Source organism: Streptomyces sp. NPDC013157 (assembly GCF_042899865.1).
Taxonomy (GTDB): domain Bacteria; phylum Actinomycetota; class Actinomycetes; order Streptomycetales; family Streptomycetaceae; genus Streptomyces.
This window is the reverse complement of the sequence record NZ_JBIBAK010000010.1, coordinates 296719-321243: the sequence shown is the minus strand read 5'-3', so window position 1 is coordinate 321243 and position 24525 is coordinate 296719. Positions and strand designations below refer to the sequence as shown.

Here is a 24525-nt window from a genome sequence, read left to right as displayed (position 1 = left end):
GGCATTCCTTCCGGGGTGGGGAGCGGGACGGTCGCGGATCAGGCCGGGGTGCGGACGTACACGTCCGGTCCCGGGGCGGACGCCCGTGCACCCGGGGTAGCGGGCCTCGGGGGGATCCGGCCGGACGCTTCGGCCGTCAGGGCGTCGAGGGCGAAGACGGCGTCGGGGCGCGGATTCAGCAGCTGGTCCAGGAAGAGCAGTACGCCGGCCGAACCGCTGAACAGGTCGGCGCTGAAGCGGAAGGACTGGTCGCCGAGGAAGCGGACGCCGGTGGGGTGCGGGACCGCGTGCAAGAACAGTCGACGGGCCACGTCCAGCGCCCGGCGGCGGCTGGTGGCGTCACCGGTCGCTTCCGCGTGCTCCGCGAGCGCCAGCCCGATGCCCGAAAGCCCCTGGAAGAGGCCGCTCATGGCCGCGTGCGCGTGGCCGAGCGGGGCCAGCAGACGGGGCTGGGCCTCGGCCAGCCGCTCGTCGTCGAGGACGCCCAGGTACTTGGTGACCGTGTACGACGTACCGGCCGAGCCGCAGTAGAGGTACGGCAGGCTGCGGCGGTCGGTGCCGGAGATCGGGAAGGTCAGGGCAGCGCCCTCCGGGTCGGTGGCGCGGTCGAGTTCGCTGTGCAGGAGACGCACACCGCGAACCAGCAGGGCCCGGTCACCGGTGACGGCGGCGAGTCGGTGGAGCAGCAGGGCGATGCCGGTCCTGCCGTGCAGCAGACCGGTGGCGTCGTCCGGACCGAGCAGGGGGGTCAGCGTGTCGTCGGCGTCGGGCAGGGCCGCGGTCAGGGCGAGGGCGCGGTCGAGGTGGTGTGCGTCACGGGTGTGGTCGTGCAGGGCCAGATGGGCGAGGGCGACACCGGCGAGGCCGCCGGAGAGGGTCGCGCAGGCGGTGGTGAGCGGGTGGCTGTCGGCCGTGGTCAGCAGGTCGGTCGCTTCCTGGAGCAGGCCGTGGTCGGCCAGCACCCGGGCGATGCCGGCGAGGCCGACGTAGAAGCCAGGTGCCAGTTCGTCCGCGGTGGCGAGCGCGTCGCGGCGCAGGCGGTCCAGTACACCGTCGGGGAGCGTACGGCCCGCACGGCTCAGGGCGTGGACGACGCCCGCCGTTCCGTACGCCACGCAGAGGGTGTTGGTGACATAGCCCTCCTTGATCGTGGGGAACGTCCGGGCCGGGTGGTCGGGGTCGGCCATGGCGACGAGGGCGTCCGCGACCCGGTCGCGCAGGTCGGCGAGGTGGGGGACGGGGTCGGCGGCGACCTGTTCGGGGGTCGGGAGGACCGGGTCGGCGCCAGGGCGGTGGAAACGGGTGGCCCGCTTCCACAGGTCCGCCGGGACCGGGCCCCGCTCGGCCAGGGCGTGCCGCAGATGCGCCAGGGAGTCGGGGTTGCGTCGGGCGGGCTGGTGGAACGGACCCAGCAGGAGGAGGGCAAGGGCGGCCGTGCCGTAGTCGTCGTAGACGGAGAGGTCGTCGCCGACGAGGTGGGCCGGCGGGGAGTAGCCCGCGGTGCCGATCAGGACGAAGGGGGTGCCGAGGCGATGGGTGGCCTCGAAGTCGATGAGCCTGACCGAGTCGTCGTCCCCGACGAGTACGTTGCCGGGGCTGACGTCCACGAAGACGAGGCCGAGGGCGTGCAGCCGGGCGAAGACCGTGTCGATCGCGGCCAGTACACGCTCGCAGCGGCCGTAGTACGCGATGAGGTCGTCCGGTGTCGCGCCACCGGCCCACAGCAGCGGGTTGTTGGCGACCATCCAGGTGTGCAGCGGCCTGCCCGCGATGAACTCGGTCACCATGAACTCGTTCTCCCACGCCCGGAAGCGGGCGACCGGTTCGGGGGCGAGGCCCGGGGCGAGTCGGTGCAGGGTCCGCAGGGTCTCCCACTCGGTGTCCAGCTGCTCGGCGGCGGTGGCCCCGTCCTCTCTGACGCCGGTGTGTGCTCTCGCCTCCTTCACGAACACCGCACGGCCGGTGGCCTCGTCCCGGGCACGGTAGGTTCCGCCGCCGTTGCGGTGCTGTATCGCCTCCTCGAAGCGGAAGCCGCCGACGAGGGGCGCGCCGGTCGGAGGCTGCTGCGGGGCGGGCGCGTCGGCGGGCCCGGCGTGCCCGGCGTGCCGGGGAGGTTTGGCGGGTTCCTCGGGCTCGGCGGGGGTGGTGGCGGGGGGGCTCGCCGGTGCGGGGCGCGCGAAGGGGTCGGCCATGCCCTCGGGCAGGCGGAAGCCGATGCCCCGGCGGTCGTCCACGAGCCGGCCGGCCGCGTCCCGCATCAGCGGTGTGCGGGTGCCGTCCGCCTGGATCCGATGGCGGAACACGAAGGCTCCGTAGCGGTAGTGCACGACCCGTGAGCGTCCGAAGCGTCGGTCCGTGAGGATGTCCGGGCCCTCCTCGGCGCCCAGTTCCGCGGCCAGCCGCTCCATGAGGTGGCGGGCCTGTGCCACGTCCTTCGGGTAGAGAGCGGTGAACTTGCCGCCCTGGGGGCGGGACGCGTGCTTGTGGTGCATCCACTGGTAGAAGAACCAGGAGGACATGTGCTTGAAGGGCACGTCCTCGGCGAAGCACACATCCGCGACGATGTCGAGGACCTGGCCTGGTCGGTCGGGCCGGGCCGAGACATGGATCTTCCAGCCGTCCTCGACACCGCCGAGCCCCGTGCGATGCCACATCGTCCAGATGCCGGACTCGACCGCACGCCACCCCTCGGGCACGCGACTGGGCCGATAGAGCTCACCGAGATCGACGGCGCCCGGCGCGTCCTCCACCGGCGCGTAGAAGTCGGCGTCGACAAGACAGAACGAGGTCACGTCCTTCTGCATGGCAACTCCAGGGGCGGACGCCGGACTCGGGTGGTCCGGCAGGGGTGGGACCGGTGGGTGGGAGCAGGGCATGAAGGGGGCGAGGCACGCCGGTGGACGGCGTGCCTCACCGGGTGCGGCCCCGCCGCCCAGAGTGCGGCGGGGCCGTTCGAGGCGGTGTGTCAGCAGAGAGTGAGACTGGCGTTGCTGGTGCCGGCGCCGCCGCCGTCGCCGGACACACCGGGGTCGCTCGGCTCCAGGTCCTGCAGGTTCTTCACACCGTGCGCCTCGACCTCGTCCTCCTCGGTGTCCTCGACGACGGCCGGGGTCCCGTCCGGGGTGGGCTCGGTGATGTCGGACATGAGCGTCTCCTTCTCAGGTGGGTGATGCGCGGTGCGGCTTCGCCCGGACCGTCACGGCTCGGGGCCAAGCCGGTGCCGTGCGCGCGGGTTGGGGACGGGTTCGGGTTCGGGTTCAGCAGGCGAGCAGGCTGGCGTTGCTGGTGCCGGCGCCGCCGCCGTCGCCGGACACACCGGGGTCGCTCGGCTCCAGGTCCTGCAGGTTCTTCACACCGTGCGCCTCGACCTCGTCCTCCTCGGTGTCCTCGACGACGGCCGGGGTCTCGTCCGGGGTGGGCTCGGTGATGTCGGACATGAGCGTCTCCTTCGTCGGTGCCGGTTCACGGCGGAGGGGGGTACGGAAGGTGTTCCGATGTCCTGACGGTAGGGAGGAGGGGTTCGGGGACGGTTTGGCGACGGTATGGGGCCGGTATCCACGGCCGTGCGCGAGCTGCGAAAAGCCCCGGTGGAGAACGCGGGGGTTCTCCACCGGGGCTGTCCTGGGTCTGCGTCAGCGGGCGTGAGCGGCTTCAGCGGGGCGGTGGGCCGGTACGGCAGTGGGGCGGCAGGGCGGTGGGCTTTCGCATCATCGGGCTTCGAGCAGCAGTTCTCGCAGTGCCTCGACCATGCGCAGGCTCTCCGCGCGGCCCTGGCCCCCCAGCCGGGGCGTACCGGCGTCACGGCGGTCGAGGACCACACGCAGGGCGACGGCGGCCTGTCTGGCGAACAGAGCCAGCAGGTCCAGTTCGCCGAGGCTGGACCGGCTCTGCGGGACGGGGTCGAGGACCTCCAGCACGCCGAGTACCCGTGAACCGTGGACCAGCGGGACCGCCATCAACGCGTCGGGGACATAGCGCGTGGACTCGGCGAGGTCGCGGGCGAAGGATCCGTTCCGGGTGAGGTCGTCGACGATCACCGGTTCCCCCGATGTCGCCACCCAGCCGGCGATGCCGCGTCCGGCGGGGAAGCGGGTGCCGACGAGGAACTCCTCGCCCTGCCCCGAGACCGCCTCGAAGACCAGCTCGTCGGCGGCCTCGTCGAGCAGGAAGATGGAGCTGGCCTCGGCTCCGAAGATGGCCTGGGCCGTGGCGACGACCGACTGGAGGAGTTCGCGGGCGACGTCGTCGTCCGAGCCGGTTGGCTGTTTCATGAATGCGTCTCCAAGGGCTCGGCCGTCGGTACGGGCAGGGGCGACGGCGGCGCGGACAGGGGCGAGGACTCCGTACGGACGTTGGCCGCGGTCAGGTAGAGGATGTTCTTGAGCTGGAAGACCGTCAGCTGCGGGTGCTTGGAGCGGATGAGGGCACACAGTCCGGCGATGTACGGCGTGGCGAAGCTGTTGCCGGTGGTACGGATCGTGGCCCCGTTCAGCCAGGGAACGGTCACGTTCTGTCCGGCGGCGAAGAACTCCACCGGCGGGCTGGGGTTGTACAGGTGCAGCCGCGGATCGTCCTCCTGGTGGCTGCCCACCGAGATCACCGAGGAGAACCGCCAGGGGAAGGACTCCACCAGGCTGTTGTGGGCCGAGGCGACGATGGCCGTACCGGCGAAGTACGCGTCGTCGGCCAGTGCGTGGAGCGTCTCGACGAAACGGGGGCGGGTGGTGGACAGGCTCATGTTGACGACGTCGAAGCGTTGCTCGATGGCCCAGCGCAGCCCCGCCAGCAGGACGTCTCCGGTGCCGGAGAACCGCTCGCCGAGCACGCGCACGCTGTGGATCTCGCAGCCGGCCGCGGCTCGGCGGATGATGCCGGCACAGGCGGTGCCGTGGCCGCAGGTGTCGCCGGTGTCCGTCTCCTCCACCCGGATGCCGTGGTCGCCCTTGACCACGACATACGAGCCGTCCACCGGCCCGACCTGCGGATGGTCACGCTCGACTCCGCTGTCCACCACACAGACCCGTACGCCCCGGCCGGTCGCGCCGCCCCAGGCCCACTCCGGCGTGACGGTGTCGCCGTGCGCGGTCACCGGGATGTCGCCGGGGCCGCGGCCACGCAGGCTCCAGGTGAGTGCGGAGTCCCACGCGGACGGTGCCGTACTCATTCGGTCATTCCTCCAGGTCTTCCTCGCTCGTCGGCCGCCCCGTATCGGGTGACCGCACGTCGGATGGGCGCGGGGCCGGCGACCACGGCCCGGGTTCTCGTGTCCCGGACGACGGGGAAGGCGCCGGACGGGTGTCCGTCGGCTCCGCGCGCGCGGCCCTTCGGGTCAGCTCCGCCGCCTGGGCCACACCCGGAAGATGTCCCTTGGCGGCGAACAGGTGCCCGGCCTCACGGGCAGCGGCGGCGGCCGGGTCCGGACGGCCGAGCAGCAACTGCGTACGCGCCCGGTCGGTCAGGGCGACGGCCCGTACGATCGGCGAGTCGGTGCGGGTGGCGTGAGCCGTGGCGCGGTCGGCCAGCCGTTCGGCCTCGGTGAACTCGCCGTCCAGCGCCGCGATCACGGCCAGCAGACCGTCACGGTCGGCCGCCTCGGACGACGGCAGGTCGGCGTCGGCCGGTTCGATACGCCCCAGCGCCTCGCGGCGGGCACCACGGGCAACCAGCAGCCGGGCCAGTTCGCGGGCCATGGGTGCGGGCAGGCCGTCCTCCCCCGCCGCCCGGCAGGAGCGTTCGGCCTCCCGCAGGGACGCCTCCGCCCGGTCCGGCTGGCCGGCCAGTGTCTCCACCGCGGCGGAGAAGAACGGCAGGAACACGGCGGCCTCGGCGAAACCCAGGTCCCGCGCGAACCGTTCGGCCACCGCCAGGCACTCACGCGCCTCCGCGAACCGCTGGCGCAGCGCGAGCAGTACCGCGAGGGGACAGTTGAGTGTCACCCGTACGGTGCGGCGTTCCCCGGCGTGCTCCGCCAGCAGGGTGCGGCAGCGCTCGACGGCCGAGGGTACGGTCTCCGGTCCCAGCCACAGCGACACACCCAACGCGCCGAGCGCCGCCGCCCGTTCCGGTTCGGCGTCGGCCCGTACGGCGTCGGCGAGTGCCCGGCTGAGCAGCTGCTCAGCCGCGGCGTGCCGCCCCCTCGCCTGCTCTCCCTGAGCGAGGCGAAGCTGGGCACGGGCGAGCCCGAGCGCGTCGTCGGCCGCTTCGAAGACGGGGAGTACGGCGGCGGCCACGTCGGCCGGGGACACGGCGGGCCCAGCGGCTGCCGGAGCCGCGGAGTCCGCCGGAGCCGCCGGGGAAACGGCGGGGGCGGGGTGGAGGGCCGTGTCGAGGAGCCCAGGGTCGGCGGTTTCGACGGTTTCGGCGGTCCGGAGGTGGGCCGGGCCGGCGGTCGGATCCACCGTGGCGAGCGTCAGACAGGCGTGGGCCCGGGCCAGCCGGTCACCGGAGGCGGTGGCCGCGGTGAGGACCCGCAGGAGCAGCACGCGGGCCTCTGCCGGTCGGCCGAGGGCGAGCCGGGCCTCGGCGAGCCGGCGGGCGGCGTCGGGCCAGGTGGACTCGCCGGGGCGGGCCAGGGCCGTTGCCCGGGTCAGCAGGTCCTCGGCACGCGAGAGGTCGGCGCGGGCGAGCGCGCCGGCGCCGGCGGCGGCCAGCGACTGTGCGGCGCGGTGGCGCAGCCGCTCGGTGTGCTCGTCGAACAGGCCGAGGTCGCCGCGGTAGCGGTGGGCGCGTTCCAGGTGGAACCCGACCGCCGCGTCGCCGGCCTGACGGGTGGCCGGGAGGTCGGCCGCGTGCTCGTGGCGGTCGGCCCGGACCCGCTTGGCCATCGCCTGGTAGACGACTTCCTGGACCAGGCCGCTGCTGAAGCGGACGAGCGCGCCGGCGCCGGGACGGCGCGGAGCCGGCGTCACCAGTCGGCGTCGGGTCAGGCCGCGCACGGCGGAACGCACCGTCTCCGGTCCCGTGCCGTCCTCGCCCGCGGCGGCCAGGTCGGCCACCTGGTCCGTGCGGAACTCCCGGCCTACGACGGAGGCCAGGTCGAGGGTGCCGCGTTCGGTCTGCTCCAGGGCGTCGATACGGGCGCCCAGCAGGGCCTGGACCGTGGGCGGCAGTTCGTCGGCGGCTCCGCCCTCGGCGCGCAGGGCCAGCAGTTGTTCCAGGTGGAATGGGTTACCCTCGGCCCGTTCCATGACGTGCGCGGGGAGGGTGTCCGCAGCGTGGGCTCCGACCTCCGCCAGCCCGGCCGCGAACGTGGCCGACTCCCGCGCCGAGAACCCGGAGAGCATCAGCGAGACCGACTTCAGCCGCCCGCTCCCCCAGTCCGGCCTGACGTCCAGCAGTTCGGGGCGGGCGACACAGACCACCATCACGGCCGCGTGGTCGAGATCCTCCACCAGCCGGTCCAGCGCTTCCAGCAACAGGGCGTCCGCCCAGTGGCAGTCGTCCAGCACCAGCACCAGCGGCAGCCGCGAGGCCAGTGCGCCGAGCAGGCCGGCCAGCGCAGCACAGGTCTCGTCGAAGGAGGGGCTGGGCGTGCCGTCCCGTAGCACTCCGGCCTCCAGCGACGCCAGCGCCTCGGCCGCCTCCGCCCGTTCGTCCTCCCCGAATCCGTCGAGGCCACCGGGCCCGGTGACCCCACCGGCCCGGTCCAGCAGCGAGCGCAGCGCCTCGGCCAGCGGCGCGAGGCTCCCGGCGTCACCGTAGGGCCGACAGCGTCCGGCCCCGTACACGGGACGGGGCCGAGCCATGCCCGGCCGCCCGGTACCCGCCGCGACGAAAGCCGCGGGGTCCGCACCCACGAAGGCCAGGCGGTCCGCACCCGGGCCGCCGGTGCCGTCGGCGTGCTCCCGGTGGAGCCACTCCCGGATCAGACGGGTCTTGCCGATGCCGGCCTCGCCGTACACGGTGACCAGGTGGCAGCCTCGGCCGTCGTTCGTCTTGTCCAGCACCAGACGCAGTTCGGCCAGTTCGGGCTCACGGCCGACGAAGGGGATGTCGAAGCGGCGAAGGTGTTCGGGGTCGTGGTCGACGACGGCCAGCAGTCGATGCGCGGTCACCGGGTCGGTCTTGCCCTTGAGCAGGAGCGGTCCGGCCTCCTCGACCACCGCCGCGGGGCCGATCGCCCGCAGGGTCAGCGGACCGATGAGGATCTCGCCGGCGGCGGCGTTCTGCTCCAGCCGGGCGGCCACGTTGACGACCTCGCCGGAGACCAGGGCCTGCCGGGCGGACGCATCCGAACTGGCCACCGCTTCACCGGTGTTGACGCCGATCCGCACATCCAGCCGTACCCCCGGCGCCCGGGTGAGGTCCGCGTTCAGCTCCTCCAGGGCGTCGACCATGTCCAGGGCCGCCGCCGCGGCGCGCCGGGCGTCGTCCTCGTGCATGACCGGCACCCCGAAGACCGCCATCACGGCGTCTCCGATGAATTTCTCCACGGTGCCGCCGTGCGCCTCGATCTGGTGCCGCATCAGATCGAAGTAGCGCAGCGTGACGGAACGCAGGGTCTCCGGATCAAGTCGCCCGGACAGCGCGGTGGAACCGACGAGGTCGCAGAAGACGACGCTGACGACCCTGCGTTCCTCGACGGGCTGGCCGCCCGGCCCGGCGTCCTGGGCGCAGGGCAGCCCGCAGCCGGAGCAGAATCGCGCCCCGGCGGACAGCCGGGTACGGCACCCGGCGCAGTGCGTTCCCGTGTCGCCGTTCATGCCGTGTCACTGTTCATGCCGTGTCGCCGTTCATGCCGTCTCCTCGTCCACGCGGTGGGGCTCGCTGGTACCAAGTGGCTCGTTCATGCCCGTGTCCTCACCGGCCCGGCCGAGGCCGCTCACACAGAAGGCCGCTCACGTACAACTCCGGTCGGTCCCGGGGCCGTTCAGAACAGCGCCCCGCCCGCCACCACCCCGTGGGCCTGTACCTCCGGTTCCGCCTCGTCGAGCCGTCCCTTGATGTCGACCAGCAGGGCGACCTCCTCGGGTGTGAGCGAGCGGAACACCTCCTGCTGCTCGTCGGGCAGCGTGCCGATCGTGAAACCAGCGGCTTCCAGAACGGTGAGGACGTCACGCGCGGGGTCGTCGTACTCAGCGGCCATCGGGGGCTCCTCGTTCGGTGGTGATACGGGTGAGGACTCCGGCCACCCCGGTCACGGTGTACAGGGCGCTCACCGCCACGGCGGCCTCCTGCGCCGCGTCGAGCGGCAACCGGTCCACGAGGCGGTCGAGTTCCTCGCTGTGCCCGGTGTCGAGCACGGCGTGGTGGCGTACGGTGCGGAACGCGTCGTACGGCAGCCCGGTGCGTTCGGCGAGCCGGTCCGCCAGCCACGGCGCGGGAGCATGCCCCTCCAGCACCGTCATGTAGCCCAGCAGACACACCGGATGACGGTGTTCGATCCAGTAGTACTGCGCCCCCACCAGCGCGGCGACATCGGCCGAGGGGACCGGAGGCTCCAGCGGTCCACCCGCCGCCGCCAGGTCCTCCAGCAGCCAGTCGTCGTGATGGCGCTCCTCGTCGATGTGGACGGCGAGGTAGCGGGCGAGGGGCTCGCCCAGGGCGTCGTCCGGGGCGTGGAGTTCGCACCGCGACAGGGCCCGTTCCATCAACGGCACGGAGGCCCGGACCATCTCGTGCATGGCGCCCAGGTACCGCAGATAGCGCCGCGCCGCCCCCGGCACCACCCCCGCCCCGTCCGCCAGTCCGAACGGCCGCCAGAGGTCCGCCAACGAGGCACGCAGTACGGGGTCGGCGAGGGCGAGCTTGGCACGCAGCCGGCGCGCGGCACCGGACGGCACGGGTCCGGACGGCACAGATCCGGATGACACGGGTCCGGACGGCATCACGCCGGAGGACACGGCACCGGGTGCCACCGCACCCCTCGCCGCGCTCGGGCGGTCCGGCCCGGTGGCGGTCGGGCGCCTCATCGCGCGTCCTGCCGTACCGTCGGCGCCGGGGCGACCAGCGGGGCGTACCCGGAGCAGCCCCACCGGCGGACCAGGGCGACGGGCCCGTCCGCCGTCTGGCGACGGGCCGCCTCGTGGTCCAGCAGGACGCCGACCGGGCTCGCCCCGACCCGCCGGACGGCGTCGGCCACGGCCGGGCGTTCCCCGAGCAGCCGGCAGCCGGTGCAGTACGACTCCGCGCCTCGGGCACTCTGCGGCGGACCCGATCCGTAGCGCGCGTACAGGTAATCGGGCCCGGTCGCCCGGATCATCCTCAGCTCGGGCGACCCCAGCGCCCGGGTCCGTACGGCCGCCCAGTCGTCCGTCGCCACGTGCCCGAGCCTCAGATGGGCCGGTACGGGGCGGCGGTCCACCACGTCCTGGTTGCAGCAGGCGACCACGGTGCCGTCGAAGGCGACCACCGGCCAGGCAGCCATCGTGCAGGGCGCCACCGCCTCCGTCGCCCGCCCCTCCACCACCCGGCCGGGCGCCGCCCATCCCACGGCCCGCCCCACGGCCCGTACCTCGTTGACGAGCATCGGCACCCGGTCGCCGAAGGTCCTGCGGACATCGGCGACGACATCGGCCAGGTATGGATCGGCCGACCCGAGGCCGGTGACGTGGAAGCTGGCGGGGACCCCGTGGTCAAGCACCCGGCGTACGGCGACAAAGACGTCGGCGCGGCTCACCTCCCGTTCGTGGAAGGCGTCCAGACTCGCCGAGAAGTGGTCGACGGCGGTGATCGCGGTGCGGATCGGCGCCGGAAGGCCACCACCGCCCCGGGCGAAGAACATCCCGCTGAGCAGTGCGCTCCGCGCGCCCACCGCCCGTACCACGGCGGCCAGTTCGGTGACCAGCCGGGGGCGGAGCAGCGGTTCGCCCCCGGTGAACATCACCACGTCGGGCCGGTCGTCCGCGGTGAGGGAACGGGTGAACCGTCTCAGGCCGAGGGCGCCCGGCTCCTCGCCGGACAGGGTGGCGGAGGTGGAGCAGTGGGCGCAGCTCAGCGGGCAGCGGCGGGTGAGGGTCATCAGCAGTCCGGCACAGGGCACCGGACGCAGCCCGAGCAGTTCGCCCAGTTCCATGCGTCTCACCACCTCCGCTGATCGGCGCGGGCTCCCGGCTCGCTCCCGCCGCCGACGGTCGTCGGGCGACCACCTTCCCCGTGCCCGGTTGCTTCCCGGTTGACCACCGCTTCGATAGCGGTAAACCCCCAGGTCGCCGGGTTCTGGCGGCGTCCGGGAGGGGCATCAGGCGTCCTGTGGACAGCGGATGAGTTTTGCGTGGTCCTACGGATGTTCGCCGGGCGGTTGTCCGGGACAGTCGGGATGCACGCAGACTGCGCACTCAGGCATCGCGCAGATCCCGGGCCTCACCCGCCCACCCCCTCGGGAAGGACGCGGATGTTCACCGGTTCCGTTCACCCCGGCCGAGCGTCCCGGCTGCGGTTCCGTGTCCTCGGACCGCTGACGGTGGAGGCCGACGGCCGTCCCCTGCCCCTCGGACCGCACAAACAGCGGCTGGTGCTGGCCGTGCTGCTGTGCCGCGCCGGGTCGGCCGTCGCAGCCGATCTGCTGGCCGAGGCACTGTGGGACCGGCGACCTCCCCGCACCGCGCGCAAGAACATCCAGGTCTATGTGTCCGCGCTGCGCAAACTGCTGAACGCCGCCGACCGGGACGCCCCGGGCGGCGCCGAGCGCATCGTCCATGACCGCGGCGGCTATGTGCTGCGGGCCGACCCGGCGGAACTCGACTCGCTCAGGTTCGACGAGCTGGTACGGGCGGGCCGACGGGCCGCATTAGCCTCGGCGTCCGCCGACGCCGCGCTGATGCTGCGCGAGGCGCTGGACCTGTGGCGGGGGCCGTTGCTGTCCGACCTGGCCGCCACGGGTGTCATCGGTGACGAGGCGGAGCGCATGACGCTGCGCTATCTCACGGCCTGGGAGGACTGGGCGGAGGCGCAGCTCGCGGCGGGCGACGCGGGGCCCGTGGGCGAGACGGTGGACGCCCTCGTGGCGGAACACCCGTTCCGGGAACGGCTGCGCGCCGCCCAGTTGACGGCCCTGTACCGGACCGGACGGCAGACGGAGGCCTTCGCCGCGTACGAGGAGTTCCGGCAGCTGATGGCGCGCGATCTGGGACTGCGGCCGAGCGGGGCCCTGGCGGCGCGCTACCAGTCGCTGCTGGTCGGCGAGGACCACGCGGGCCCCGCCCCCACCGGGGCCGGGCGCGCCGGGCGAAGGGGTCCGGAGGGCCACCATCTACTTCCCCGCGAGACGGCGAACTTCACCGGCCGCGCCGGCCTCCTCGACGACCTGTCGGGGCTGCTGGGCCGCCCCGACGGCCCGGGGCGGCTGGTGGTCCTGACCGGTCCCGCCGGGATCGGCAAGAGCGCGCTGGCGGTACACCTGGCCCACGGTCTCGGTGAACGCTTTCCCGAAGGACGCTTCCTGGTCCGGCTGCGTGCGAACGACGGCACACCACGCCCGGCCGCCGATGTGATCGCCGAACTCGCGCGTGCCGCGGGCCTGCCCGACACGGGCCGCGAACCCGAATCCTGGACCCACTGGCGTCGCTGGGTCGCGGACCGCCGGCCGCTGCTGGTCCTCGACGACGCGCCGGACGAGGCGTGCGTACGGGCGCTGCTGCCCGGCACCGATCGCAGCTCGGTGCTGGTGACCGCCCGGACCCGACTGGCGGGGCTTGAGGAGGCCGACCACCGGGTGGACGTCCCGCCGCTCACCCTGCGCGAGGGGGTGGAGCTGCTGGTCCGGTTCGCCGGGCCGGAGCGGCTGGCCGCCGACCGGACGGCGGAGCGGATCGCCACCGCGACCGGGCTGCTACCGCTGGCCCTGCGGGTGGCCGGTACGAAGCTGGCCGTGCTGCGTCATCTGCCGTCGGAGCGGTACGCGGCCCGACTGGCCGATCCCCGTACGGCGCTCGACGAGCTGTCGGTGGGGGACACCGCCGTACGGCCGAGGCTGGCCGACTGGTGGGACGGTCTGCCGGGGCCCGTGCGGGACATGGTGCGCCAGCTGGCGTCGCTGCCGTCGCCGGTGTTCACTCCGGCGGACGCGCGGAGCGTGCTCGGGGTCGACGGAGCGCGGCTGTACCGGACGTTGGAGCACATGGTGGAGGCCGGAGCGATCGGCGTGCCGGACGACGAGGTGCTGGCCCACGGCGGACCGGGGGAGCGAAGTGCACAGAGCAACCACGGTGATCAGGGTGAACGGTACGAACCGTACGAACTCCCGCGTCTGCTGCGTCTGTTCGTCCGCGAACAGGCGCCCGGTCCGAGCCTCTCGAACAGCCGGTCGTCCCGGGGGTACTTACCCGCGGACCCTCGGTGAGGCCGGGTCCGTGCGACGGGGCCCCGGGCCGCGTCCCTCACTCCGGCAGCCCCTCCTCGGCGATCTTGCGGGCCAGCGCCACCCGCCCCGTCACCCCGGCCTTGTGGAAGACACGGGCGAGATGGGACTCGACGGTGCGGACGCTGAGGAAGAGCTGTTCGGCTATCTGCGGACTGGTGAGACCGCGGGCGACCAGCTCGGCGATCTGCCGTTCCCGGGCGGTGAGGCCCGCCGGTCTGGTGCGGGGCCGCTGGGCCCCCGCCCGCCGCTGCTCACGGCCCACGGCCCGCACCAGCCATGGCGCGTCGCAGCCGGTGAACAGCCGCCGGGCGCGGCCCAGTTCCTCGTCGGCCCCGTGGGCGTCACCGAGGGCCGTGAGAATCCTGGCGGTGAGCAGCCGGGCGAAGCCCTCGTCGACAGGGAGCGCGGCGGCCCGGAAGTGCTCGACGGCGACGTACGCCTCGTCACGCGCGTCCTCCAACCGGTTCTCCGCGAGCAGGAGCGTGGCGCGGGCGCGGACCACGGAACCGTACTGGGCGCGGGGCGCGCCCGAGGCGGCCGCCTCGGCCGCCCGCTCGTACCACTCCCGTCCGGCCGCCCGGTCCCCGCACGCGACCTCGGCTTCCGCGCGCACCGCGTACAGGGAGGGGGCGTGCGGCCCGAGGCCGACCGGGCCGGAGTCGGGCCGTGCCGCGAGCAGCGCGCGGCACTCGGCGGGACGGCCGGCCTGGAAGTACATGTCGGCCAGCGACCGGTCGGCGATGTTCCGCCACCACGCCGAACGCAACGGATGGCGATCCCTGATACGGGCGGCGAGCGTCACCGCCTCCTCGGGGCCCGAGTGCCACAGCAACGGCAGCGCCTTGACCGCGAGGACGAAGCCGTGCATTTCGGCGCTTCCGAGGTGGCGGGCGATCTCCTCTCCGTCCTCGGCGTCGACGAGCGCGAGCGGGACGAGCCCCATGCGGGCGTGCACGACCGACCGTACGACATACATCTGGGGCACGACGTGGCTGCGCCCGTAACGGCGGGCGATGTCCATACCGCGTTCGACGTGGCGCAGCGCGTCCTCGTGGTCGTCGACAAGGAACTCGGCCCAGGCGAGGGGCGGCAGGAGACCTATGTCGTCCCGGAGTTCGAGGTCGGTGAGCCCGTCGACGTGCCAGCGGGCCTGGTCCAGCAGCCGGTATCCGGAACTGAACCGGCAACGGTACAGCTCGGCCACGGCCAGCAGGGTCCGGGCGACGACGGCGATCCCGGACCGGTCGCCCGGACCGGCGAGGCGCAGGGCCTCGGCGGCCTGCTGTGCGCCGCTGTCCCACTGGCCGCTGAGCATGTCGGTGGCGGCGAGTTCGACGAGGAGCGGGGTCCGCAGGCCGTCCGGTGCCGTGTCGGGGGCGGCCAGTTCGGCGCCGAGCCGGGCCCGGACCTCCGCGAACCGGCCGAGTGCCCGCTCGCTGGCGGCCAGCAGTTCCAGCGCCCGGTGGCGGCACGCGGTGTCGCCGCTCGCGGCGAGTTCGTGCAGCACCGTCCTGGCTTCGTCGAACTGACCGGACACGGTGAGGGTCTTGGCCATCGTCAGCCGCCATTCGGCGCGCTGCCCGTCGGGGTCGGCGCCATCCTGTGTTGCGTCGAGTGCCGCGCGCAGCCAGCGTGCGGCGTCGGCGGGCGCCATGTCGGCCAATCTGGTGGCGGCCTCGGCGAGCAGTGCGGCGCCCACGGTGTCGCCTCGGCGCAGCCCGTGCCGCAGATGCTCAGCGCGGACGGAGGGCGGGGCCCCCTCCCTGGCGAGGTGCTCGGCCGCCCGCTGGTGGGCGGCGCTCCGCCACAACGGGCCCGCGAGCCGGTACGCGGCGGCTCGTACCAGGGGGTGGCGGAACTCGATCCGTCCCTCGGGGGCCCGCAGCACGTCCCGGTCCACGAGCGCGTCGAGCGCCACGCCGACCGCCTCCTGCGGCAGTTCGGCCACCGACGCCACGGTGGCCGTGTCTAAGGTGTCCGCGGTGACCGCGGCCGCGCGCACGACGGTGAAGAGGGGCTCGGGAAGATCCCTCAACTCCCGGGAGATCAGCGGAGCGAGACCGGTCCGGTCGCCGCCCACGGCGGCGGACGCACCGCGCAGTTCCTCGACCTCGTGCGCAGGGAGCCGGCCGAGGATCTCCAGGTGCAGCGGATTGCCGCCACCGATCTCGTACAGTTTGCGCTGGTAGGCAGGCGAGGCGTCCGGTAACAGCAGCCCCGCGTCGTCGAGGGACAGCGACCCGAGCGGCATGCGTTCGACGAGGGTGGCGGCACTGTCCAACGAGCGCTCCAGCAGCGTGGGCAGCCGCCCGGTGCGGGCGACAAGGACCGTGACCACGCGACGCGTGGGGTGCCGGACGAGATAGTCGATGAACTCCACGGACGCCGTGTCGGCCCAGTGCAGGTCGTCGAAGACCAGCAGCAGCCCCGACGGCGTGGCCGCGGCCTCCAACAGCGCCCGTCCCGCCCGGTGCACGCGGTGCCGTTCGACACCCATGACAGAGAGGGAGTCCGGGTCCTGGCGGCTGAGCGTGGCCGACAGCGCCCGCAGTCGCCGGGCCGATTCCGCGGAGCCGCCGCTCCAGTCCAGGTCCACCGCGTCGTCGAGGACGTGCCGGAACAGCGCCCACGGGGCACCGCACTCCAGTTCGGTGGCCCGGCCGGTCAGCACCGGAACGCCCGTGCCCGTCGCCGCCGCCTCGAACGCCGCGCACAGCCGGGACTTGCCGATCCCGGGCTCACCCGTCACCACCACGAAGACGGGGCCCCGGTCGGGTGCGAGCAGCGCACGCATCCGAGTCAGTTCCTCACCTCTGCCGGGCAGGTCGTCCGATCTTCCGGGCATCACGGCTCGTTCCTCCCCAGTACCGACCATGATCTTGATCAGGCATACCCAAGCAAGGAATGTCGAGGCATGACAACCCACAGGGTATTAACAGGGAATAACACGCCACAAGCACTCCCGTCCGGCCACCGCGACGCCCGACGGGCCGCCGAACCTTGGGAGGGCGTTTATGCAGGTCGAACTCCACATACGACTCTCGCCCCCGCCCTGCTTTGGCGGCCTTCATCCCATAGGCGGCGAATGACGGTCTCCAGGGCGGATGCTCAGCCGTCTGTCTCATTCGCTTCCATGCCCGGAAGTCCGTCTGGCTTGAAGTTGCTGTGGAATCGCCCAATGAATGCAGGAACCGAGCCCCGAGACAGCACAAATGACAGAAAACCTCAGATCAGATACCTGACCTGGGGCTTAGAGTGAGTCGCCCTCGGGATTGGAACCCGAGACCTACGCATTACGAGACCACGAGCGATCATGCCGCCTGATGCCTCGCCACGTTGTCCGGTGAAATTTTACCTGATCAGAGCACGTGTAAAAGGTTGACACATGCTCCTTCGTGATGCGCCGGCCAAAGGCGTCTGTCCACCGGCGAGGCTGCCACCCGCCTTCCAGCGAGACCGGCGCTGCGCTGCCAGCAAAGCTGTCAGCCGGTCGGGCGGACGAGCGAAAGTCGCTGCAGGTCCCCTACAAGCGCCCCCTCTGATCAAGCACTTCCGTCGGTGCCCCGTACCGCCGTACGGGCCCTGGACGACTGACACGTCGCCTGGTCGTTCCGGGACAGCCAGAAGGCAGGCGAGATGCGGGACGCCGGGTTCACCCAAGCGGCTCCCGCGTCACCGCCACCCACAACAGGACGGTTACCGCGAACCGCACCCCCTCCTTCGGCTTCCTCGCCTCCCGACAGAACACGAACTCCCGGCTCACGACTTCGAGCTGAACGGCCGCAGTTACGTAAAGGTCTGATCGGAGCCGCCCGACATCCCCTTCGTTTCCGCCATGGCCGCTGATGTCCAGGCCCGGCACCGGGGCCCGGCCTCCCAGTCTTACGCCAAGCCCGCAACGGCTCGATCGTGGTGTCCAGCAGCGTCACCCAAATGACGTCGGTGACGGCATAACCCTGCGTCGCCCGGTTGGCCAGTGCCCTGGTCGCGACCTGCTTGAGCTGGAGGCCGAGGACGATCTCGGCGCCGGGATGGTGGAGCGTTTGACCATGGTCAAACCGGATGCCACACAGCGTCATCCAACGTCATCACCCGCCACCCGTATGCACGGATTTATCCGCGCGTACAGAAAGGGTGCAGGTCACGATAGCGATACGAAGCAGGTTCGAGTCCCGTCACTCACCCTTCGGTCAGAGGCCGATGATCTGTAGTCACAGGTCATCGGCCTCTTTCGTTGTCCGAGGCCTGCTGGAATCAGTCGGGCGGGTAGATGAGCGTGCCGGAGTCGACGTCGTCGACGTATCGGCCGGCAAGGTCGGCGTAGTACGCGTCGGACGGGTTGCCGTCCGAGAGGTCGGCGGCCTTGACGGTCGAGGATGTGGCGGTGCCGTCGGTGGAGACCGCGGCGGCAAGGTCGATGAGCCGGCCCGGGTAATCGTCGAGCAGGTAGTTGTTGACCTGCTCCCGGGCGGCCTCCTGGGTCGCGGTGCCGGGGTGGGCGGCGGTGAACGGCGGGATGGTGGCGAGGTAGACGGTGATGCCGGAGTTCTGGGTGACCGGCTGCTGGTCGACGTAGATCTGGCTGTCGTCGGTGTAGTACGAACTCAGCCGGGTGTCGAGGGAGGCCAGTCCTCTCTCCACTTCGGTGGCGCAGGTGTCGGCGTTGCCGGCGCAGTTCAGCAGGTCGTCGGCGCCGAGGGAGATGAGGACGGTACGCACGTTGCCCTGGGCCGGCACGTCCCGGTCCTGGGGGTTGAGCGCGTTCCTCGGAACGGTGCTGTCGGTGATCTGCGGAAGCAGGTTGGTGCTGGTGCCCGCGTTGAGCACGCCGTAGGCCACGGAGGCGTTCCCGTGCGGATCGTCGACCAGAGCGTCGGTGATCGCGTCGCTCAGGTGATGCCGGCCGTCTGCGCTTGCGGTGTCCCCGTTGACGCTCTGGTCTCCGTAGAGGACCAGCGAGCCGGTGGGCCTTGCGGTGGAGGTGGTGACGTCGATACCCGAGAGGTACGGCAGACCGGTGTAAGTGGTCTGCGTGTAGTGGGCGGCGGCCGTGTCACCGGTGCGGTCGGCGGGGTCGCTGACCCAGACGGGAGTACGGGCCACGGAGTGACCGGGCATGGCGGACACCGAGCCGTGCACCCGCAAGCTGACCAGTACGGTCGCCTGCTGCTGGACGGTCAGGGCGACTGGGTCGCTGACGGCGTCGGCGCCTGCGGGGATGGTGACGGACGGGGAACCGTCGAAGGTCAGCGCCGTCGGAGCCGCCGCCGCGGTGGCGCCGCCTGTGACGGTGTCCTGAAGGGCGACGGAGGCCGCGTCGAAGGTCACCGGGGTGGCGCCCGTCGCATTGGACAGGTGGACTCGCACCCCGTTTGCGCTGTCGGTGCCGATGCTGACATGGGCCGGGATACGGAGCGTCTGGTCGTCGACGGTGGCTGTGCTGTCGTCGGACAACCGCACTCTGCCGGTGTCCTGGACCGAGGCCCAGGTGCCGACCCAGTGCCGGGCAGTGGGTCCGCTGCCGGTGGCGGTCGTCGGCCGTAGGCCCAGCCCGAGGATGTGCAGGGCGGGCCGCCCGGCCTGGACGCCGTTGTTCACCAGCGGCAGGGAGATGCTGCTGACGACCGAGCCGGGGCAGGCCAGCGGAACGCTGACGGCGTAGACCTTGGGGCCGGAACTCGGGCTGGTCTGGGTGTTGTTGCTGTGATTCTCGTGGGCCAGGGTGATCGAGGCCGCGGCGGGCGGACCGGAGAGCCAGTCCGGCACGGTGTCCAGAACATAGTCCTGTTCGGCGGGGTCGCCGTCCGGGTTCAGGCAGTTGTTCCCGGCGTAGGTGATGGTGCCGGAGGCGCCTTTGACCGCGTCGCCGGTGGCGAAGGCGAGGAAGACCACGGCATCGCCGGTGTCGACCACGCTGCCGCCCGGCAGGGTGAGGGTCTGGCCTGAGGCCAGCATGTTGTCGTAGGTGCCGGTGCCGAACTGCGGCAGCGTGATGGTGGCGCCGTCGACGGTCACGGTGCCGCCGCTCTGCCAGCCCGCTGTGCCCGTCAGGTCGGCGGCGTCGATGCTGTCGCCGGAGCCGTCGGCGTCGGCAGGGCCGGTCGTGGTGGTGAAGGTGCTGGTGGCGGTGTTGTTCAGGCAGCCGTCGGCGTCGTTGACCGCACAGGTCGGTCGGGCGGTGGGCTGAGAGAGAGTGCTGTGCGACGCGGCACGGCGTGGTGGGGCCGGGGTGCCGGACGCCGCGTGGGCCGGCGCCGTCAGTGATCCGGCCGCAAGGGCCGTGGCCACGACCATGACGGCGGCGAACGGCCTTGACGCGGGACGTCTGAAAACGGGCATGGCTAAGCGAAAGACGGACATGGAGGTCGGGATCCTTCCCGGGACAGAGGCGGTCCCCCCGGTGGGTCCGCGCCGCTGTGCATTCTGAAGGCCGGTATGTGGGCGGTGCATCACCAATTGATCGCGAAGCGGCCGCCTACAGCCCGTTTTCGAGTCATGTGCGCCGAGATGCGTTTCCAGCGTGAGTGATTCTTTGGGTTTCCTGTGAAGTTTCTTTACGTCTCATGTCGACTCGGCCACTTCCGGTCATCCGTGCCGCCGATCCTCAACTTCCCCGTGCATCAAGGGGTTTGGGGGGGTGGGGGTCTGTTCGACTGGGGTGGAGCCCCAGTGCGAACGTCGCTCGGGGGGTGCTGTCCTGGGAGGGGTCGGCGATCGCCGCCTTCGTCCCCCCAGCCGAAAGGCGACCACCCCTCCATGCCTTCCGAACTCCGGCCTCCGGCCGCCGCGGATTCCTCAAGGGCGCCGCCGGGGCGCTCGCCGTCCCGGCCGCCGCCGCGCTCGTCGCCGCCGACGTCTGCACGCGGGACAACGCGTGGACGCTGCTGGAGTCCCTGCGGATCGACGCGGGTGTCCTCGGGCCGTTCGGCATCCATCCCTGAACGACCGGCCCTGAACGACCGGCCCTGAACGACCGGCCCTGAACCGCTGGCTCTGAAGCACTGCCCTGAAGCCCTGTCCTGAAGCCCTGTCCTGAAGCACTGGGGTGCCTCCCCGGTGCGAGAGCACCGGGGTTCCCGGTTTCGTGTGCGCATGCGGGTCAGGACACCGACAAGAGAGGCCCAGCCATGACCGTCCCCCTTCCCGTGGTCTTCATCCACGGGCTCTGGCTGCACAGCACCTCCTGGCAGCCGTGGATCGAGCTGTTCCGCGCCGAGGGCTACGACCCGTCCGCGCCCGGGTGGCCGGGCGACCCCGACACCGTCGAGGACGCGCGCCAGAACCCCGAGAGCATCGCCGGCCACGGCATCGACGACGTCGTCGAGCACTACGCGGCCCTGATCGAGGCCCTGCCCGTGCGGCCCGTCGTGATCGGCCACTCGTTCGGCGGGATGATCGCGCAGAAGCTGCTCGGCCAGGACCGCGCAGCCGCGGCGGTCGCGATCGACGCCGCGCAGATCAAGGGTGTGTTGCCGCTGCCGCTGTCCGCGTTGAAGGCGACGCTCCCGGTCTTCAAGAACCCGGCCAACAAGCGCCGGTCGGTCTCCCTGACCGCGGAGCAGTTCCGGTTCGCGTTCGGCAACGCCGTAGCCGAGGAGGAATCGGCGGCCCTGTACGAGCGCTGGACCATCCCCGCGCCGGGCAAGCCGCTGTACGAGGCCGCCTCCGCCAACTTCAACCCCCACTCCCCGGCGAAGGTCGACACGGACAACAGCGGACGCGGCCCGCTGCTGCTCATCTCCGGCGGCAAGGACCACACGGTGCCCGAGGTCGTCACCCGGGCCACCCTCAAGCAGTACCGGCACTCCGAGGCGGTCACCGACATCATCAACTTCCCCGACCGGGGGCACTCGTTGACGATCGACGGCGGCTGGCGCGAGGTCGCGGACACCGTGCTCACCTGGCTGCGGCGGCAGGGCCTGGAGGCCGGGCGGTGAACTCCGGTCCCCAGGCCGCCGGGACGTCCGCCGGCGACGCGGGCCTGGCCGGGCGGACCGTCGTGGTCACCGGCGCCGGGCGCGGCATCGGACTGGCCGTCGTCGAGGCCTTCCTCGCCGCCGGCGCCCGCGTCGTCGCGGGTTCGAGGGAACGCACCGACGCCCTCGACCAGCACGTGAAGCAGGGGGCCGAGCTCACCGTCGTGGAGGTCGACCTCGCGACGCCCGACGGTCCGGCCGCGCTGGTCGCCGAGGCCGTGGCGCTCCATGGCGGTGTCGACGTCCTGGTGAACAACGTCGGTGCGGTGCGGCCGCGGGTCGACGGCTTCCTGGGCGTGACGGACGAGGACTGGGAGTGGACGTTCACCGTCAACCTCATGGCCGCCGTCCGTACCACCCGGGCCGCGCTGCCGCACCTGCTCGCCACCGGCGCGGGACGCATCGTCACCGTCTCCTCGGTCAACGCCCGGCTGCCGGACCCGCTGGTCATCGACTACGGCGCGGCGAAGGCGGCGCTGACCAACTTCTGCAAGGCCCTGTCCAAGGAAGTGGGGCCACGCGGTGTGCGGGTGAACACCATCGGTCCCGGCCCGGTGGAGACGGCGCTGTGGCAGGGCGCCGGCGGTGTCGCCGCCACGGTCGGCCGGTCCCGGGGCGTCGACCCCCGGGAGGTGGCCCGTGGCGCGGCGGACCAGTCGGTGACCGGCCGCTTCACCCGGCCGTCCGAGGTGGCCGATCTGGTGGTCTACCTCGCCGGCCCCCGGGCGGCGAACATCACCGGCGCCGACTTCGTCGTCGACGGCGGCCTGGTCGACTCTCTCTGACCGGCCGTCACGGCACGGCGGGCGCCCGGCCCGCCGCGCCTCACTTCCCCTCGTGTCGCTTGGAGAGATCCGTGAGATTCCGCCTGCCCAGATCCCGCCGCCTGGTGGCCGCGGTCTTCGCCGTGGCCGTCGGCCTCGGCCCGACCACCCTCACGGCCTCGGCCTCCGACAAGTCGGCGCCGTCGCCCGGCGAGCGGATTCCCGCCGGCTTCAGTGAACACAGGACCCGGGTCGCCGGGATCGGCATCAACTACGTGATCGGCGGCCACGGCCCGACCCTGGTCCTGATCCACGGCTACCCGCAGACCTGGTACGAGTGGCACGGCATCATGCCCGCGCTCGCCAGGCACTACACCGTCATCGCGCCGGACCTGCCCGGCGCGGGCCGCAGTGACGCCCCGGCGTCCGGCTACGACAAGAAGACCATGGCCGCCGAGCTGCACGCGCTCCTGGTGTCGCTCGGCAAGGACCAGGACGTGGACGTCGTCGGCCACGACATCGGCACGATGGTCGCGTACGCCTACGCCGCGCAGTACCCGCACAGCGTCGGGAAGCTCGTGCTCAGCGAGGCCCCGATCCCGGACCCGGACATCTACCAGCACCCGGCGCTGACGGCCCAGGGCCCCGGCGCATGGCACTTCGGCTTCTTCTCCTTGCGGACCGGCCTCCCGGAGAGCCTGGTCCGGGGCCGCGAGCTGACCTGGACGACCGGCTTCATGCAGGGCCTTGCCGTGCACAAGGACGCCCTCACCCCGGACGACCTCCAGGTCTTCGCCTCCTACCTGCGCGACTACGCCCATCTGGAGGCGAGCTTCGCCTGGTTCCGGGCGTTCCCGCAGGACATCGCCGACAACGCGCGGTTCCGGAAGAACCGCCTGACCATGCCGGTCCTCGCGATCGGCGCCGACGGCAGCCTCGGTTCGTCGGTCGCGAAGCAGGTGCGCCGCTACGCCACCCACGTCACCCCGGCCGTCGTCCCCGACTCCGGCCACTGGATCTACGAGGAGCACCCGAAAGAGATGACCGACATGCTGCTGCGCTTCCTGGACGGCCCCCGATGACCTCGGGAGCGAAAACGACCGGCTTCTTCCCGACCTTCGGCCCGACGCCCGAGCGCGAACCCTTCTGGTTCCTCGGCGGCCAGGCCAGGATCCTGCTCCCCGGTACCGCGACCGACAACCGCCTCAGCCTGATGGAGTTCGCCGACCCGGCCGGCCACGCACCCCCGCACCACGTCCACGAGGACGAGGAGGAGGTCTGGTTCGTCCTCGACGGCGAGGTGACGTTCTTCGTCGGCGACCAACGCCACGACCTGGTGCCCGGGCAGGTCGCGTACGGGCCGCGCGGGGTGCCGCACAGCTACCTGGTGCGCTCGCCCGAGGGGGCGCGGATAGCGGTGCTGTTCAGCCCGGCCTGCATCGAGGAGTACTTCCGGGCCAACGGCACCCCGGTGGCCGAGGCCGGGGACCTGCCGCCGGAGTTCGACATCGCGGCGGTCGTGGCCTCCGCCGAGGCCTTCCACCTGCGCGTCACCGGCCCGCCGCCGTCCTTGTGAGTCACCCGCCGGCCCACCGAGCACACGAAGGGAAACCGACATGCCGTACATCACCGTCGGCCAGGAGAACTCCGCCGACATCGAGCTGTACTACGAGGACCACGGGAGCGGGCAGCCCGTCGTACTGATCCACGGCTACCCGCTGGACGGCCACTCGTGGGAGAAGCAGCTCCCGGCCCTGCTCGACGCGGGCCACCGGGTCGTCACCTACGACCGGCGCGGCTTCGGCCGCTCGTCGCAGCCGACCACGGGCTACGACTACGACACCTTCGCCGCCGACCTCGACGCGGTGCTGACCGAGCTGGACCTCACCGACGCGGTACTGGTCGGGTTCTCCATGGGCACCGGGGAAGTCGGCCGCTACCTGGGGACGTACGGCTCGCGGCGCGTCGCCAAGGCCGCCTTCCTCGCCTCCCTCGAACCCTTCCTGGTCAGGACCGACGACAACCCGGGCGGCGTCGACCAGTCCGTGTTCGACGGCATCCTGGAGGCGGTCACGAAGGACCGCTACGCCTACTTCACCGGCTTCTACGAGGCGTTCTACAACCTCGACGAGACGCTCGGCAGCCGGATCAGCGAAGAGGCCGTGCGGGCGAGCTGGAACGTGGCGGCGGGCGCGTCCGCGTACGCGTCGGTGGCCTGCGTGCCCACCTGGATCACCGACTTCCGCGCCGACGTCGCCAGGATCGACGTACCGACGCTGATCCTGCACGGCACGGCCGACCGGATCCTGCCGGTCGACGCCACCGGGCGGCCCTTCCACGCGCTGCTGCCCTCGGCCGAGTACGTCGAGATCGAGGGCGCCCCGCACGGCCTGCTCTGGACGCACGCCGAGGAGGTGAACGCCGCGCTGCTGGCCTTCCTGGCCAAGTAGCCGCCCGGCTCCGCCACCGCCGAGGGCCCGGACCG

The 24525-nt window shown here is 72.3% G+C and carries 18 protein-coding genes; 7 read left to right on the top strand and 11 right to left on the bottom strand.

Annotated elements, in window-relative coordinates; genetic code table 11:
- Window positions 1-38 precede the first annotated feature (38 nt).
- From ACFY6U_RS28945 to ACFY6U_RS28905, 9 genes are all read right to left on the bottom strand, one after another.
- A complete protein-coding gene (locus ACFY6U_RS28945; RefSeq protein WP_390042862.1) occupies window positions 39-2804 on the bottom strand; it encodes a hypothetical protein in 2766 nt (921 codons plus the stop codon).
- Window positions 2805-2965: 161 nt separating this feature from the next.
- Entirely contained in the window at window positions 2966-3145 is a 180-nt protein-coding gene (locus ACFY6U_RS28940; protein ID WP_390042860.1) for a hypothetical protein, read from the bottom strand.
- Between the two features lie 112 nt (window positions 3146-3257).
- Entirely contained in the window at window positions 3258-3437 is a 180-nt protein-coding gene (locus ACFY6U_RS28935) for a hypothetical protein (RefSeq protein WP_390042858.1), read from the bottom strand.
- Window positions 3438-3707: 270 nt separating this feature from the next.
- Window positions 3708-4271, bottom strand: a complete 564-nt coding sequence (locus tag ACFY6U_RS28930; protein ID WP_390042856.1) for a GAF domain-containing protein — start codon at window positions 4269-4271, stop codon at window positions 3708-3710.
- Complete coding sequence (locus tag ACFY6U_RS28925; protein WP_390042854.1) at window positions 4268-5164, bottom strand: S8 family serine peptidase; 897 nt, start codon at window positions 5162-5164, stop codon at window positions 4268-4270. The genes ACFY6U_RS28930 and ACFY6U_RS28925 overlap by 4 nt, the downstream gene beginning before the upstream one ends.
- A 4-nt stretch (window positions 5165-5168) precedes the next feature.
- Window positions 5169-8702, bottom strand: a complete 3534-nt coding sequence (locus tag ACFY6U_RS28920; RefSeq protein ID WP_390042852.1) for an adenylate/guanylate cyclase domain-containing protein — start codon at window positions 8700-8702, stop codon at window positions 5169-5171.
- Window positions 8703-8869: 167 nt separating this feature from the next.
- Window positions 8870-9085 carry an aroma-sacti cluster domain-containing protein gene (locus tag ACFY6U_RS28915; RefSeq protein WP_390042851.1) on the bottom strand — a complete coding sequence of 72 codons (216 nt, stop codon included), beginning with the start codon at window positions 9083-9085 and terminating at the stop codon, window positions 8870-8872.
- Window positions 9075-9827 (bottom strand): iron-containing redox enzyme family protein, encoded by a 753-nt coding sequence (locus tag ACFY6U_RS28910; RefSeq protein WP_390042980.1) that lies wholly within the window; start codon window positions 9825-9827, stop codon window positions 9075-9077. The genes ACFY6U_RS28915 and ACFY6U_RS28910 overlap by 11 nt, the downstream gene beginning before the upstream one ends.
- Before the next feature lie 80 nt (window positions 9828-9907).
- Window positions 9908-11014 carry a radical SAM protein gene (locus ACFY6U_RS28905; RefSeq protein ID WP_390042849.1) on the bottom strand — a complete coding sequence of 369 codons (1107 nt, stop codon included), beginning with the start codon at window positions 11012-11014 and terminating at the stop codon, window positions 9908-9910.
- Window positions 11015-11332: 318 nt separating this feature from the next.
- Between ACFY6U_RS28905 and ACFY6U_RS28900 the strand changes: the two genes are divergently transcribed.
- On the top strand, window positions 11333-13279 hold the full coding sequence (locus tag ACFY6U_RS28900) for a BTAD domain-containing putative transcriptional regulator (protein ID WP_390042847.1): 1947 nt from the start codon (window positions 11333-11335) through the stop codon (window positions 13277-13279).
- A gap of 37 nt (window positions 13280-13316) precedes the next feature.
- On the opposite strand, the gene ACFY6U_RS28895 is transcribed toward ACFY6U_RS28900, so the two are convergent.
- Together ACFY6U_RS28895 and ACFY6U_RS28890 are read right to left on the bottom strand one after the other, a co-directional pair.
- Window positions 13317-16145, bottom strand: a complete 2829-nt coding sequence (locus ACFY6U_RS28895; RefSeq protein ID WP_390042845.1) for an ATP-binding protein — start codon at window positions 16143-16145, stop codon at window positions 13317-13319.
- Window positions 16146-17554: 1409 nt separating this feature from the next.
- On the bottom strand, window positions 17555-19588 hold the full coding sequence (locus tag ACFY6U_RS28890) for a hypothetical protein (RefSeq protein ID WP_390042843.1): 2034 nt from the start codon (window positions 19586-19588) through the stop codon (window positions 17555-17557).
- Window positions 19589-19989: 401 nt separating this feature from the next.
- On the opposite strand from ACFY6U_RS28890, the gene ACFY6U_RS28885 reads away from it, so the two are divergent.
- From ACFY6U_RS28885 to ACFY6U_RS28860, 6 genes are all read left to right on the top strand, one after another.
- Entirely contained in the window at window positions 19990-20241 is a 252-nt protein-coding gene (locus tag ACFY6U_RS28885) for a hypothetical protein (protein ID WP_390042841.1), read from the top strand.
- 186 nt (window positions 20242-20427) lie between these two features.
- On the top strand, window positions 20428-21237 hold the full coding sequence (locus tag ACFY6U_RS28880) for an alpha/beta hydrolase (RefSeq protein ID WP_351497591.1): 810 nt from the start codon (window positions 20428-20430) through the stop codon (window positions 21235-21237).
- The gene (locus tag ACFY6U_RS28875; RefSeq protein WP_390042839.1) at window positions 21234-22061 is read left to right on the top strand and encodes an SDR family NAD(P)-dependent oxidoreductase; all 828 of its coding nucleotides are present in this window, start codon (window positions 21234-21236) and stop codon (window positions 22059-22061) included. The genes ACFY6U_RS28880 and ACFY6U_RS28875 overlap by 4 nt, the downstream gene beginning before the upstream one ends.
- Window positions 22062-22132: 71 nt before the next feature.
- Complete coding sequence (locus tag ACFY6U_RS28870; protein ID WP_390042837.1) at window positions 22133-23122, top strand: alpha/beta fold hydrolase; 990 nt, start codon at window positions 22133-22135, stop codon at window positions 23120-23122.
- On the top strand, window positions 23119-23616 hold the full coding sequence (locus tag ACFY6U_RS28865) for a cupin domain-containing protein (RefSeq protein ID WP_390042835.1): 498 nt from the start codon (window positions 23119-23121) through the stop codon (window positions 23614-23616). Before ACFY6U_RS28870 ends, ACFY6U_RS28865 begins: the two co-directional genes overlap by 4 nt.
- Before the next feature lie 40 nt (window positions 23617-23656).
- Window positions 23657-24490: an alpha/beta fold hydrolase gene (locus tag ACFY6U_RS28860; protein WP_390042833.1), complete on the top strand. Its 834-nt coding sequence runs from the start codon at window positions 23657-23659 to the stop codon at window positions 24488-24490.
- Window positions 24491-24525: the final 35 nt, after the last annotated feature.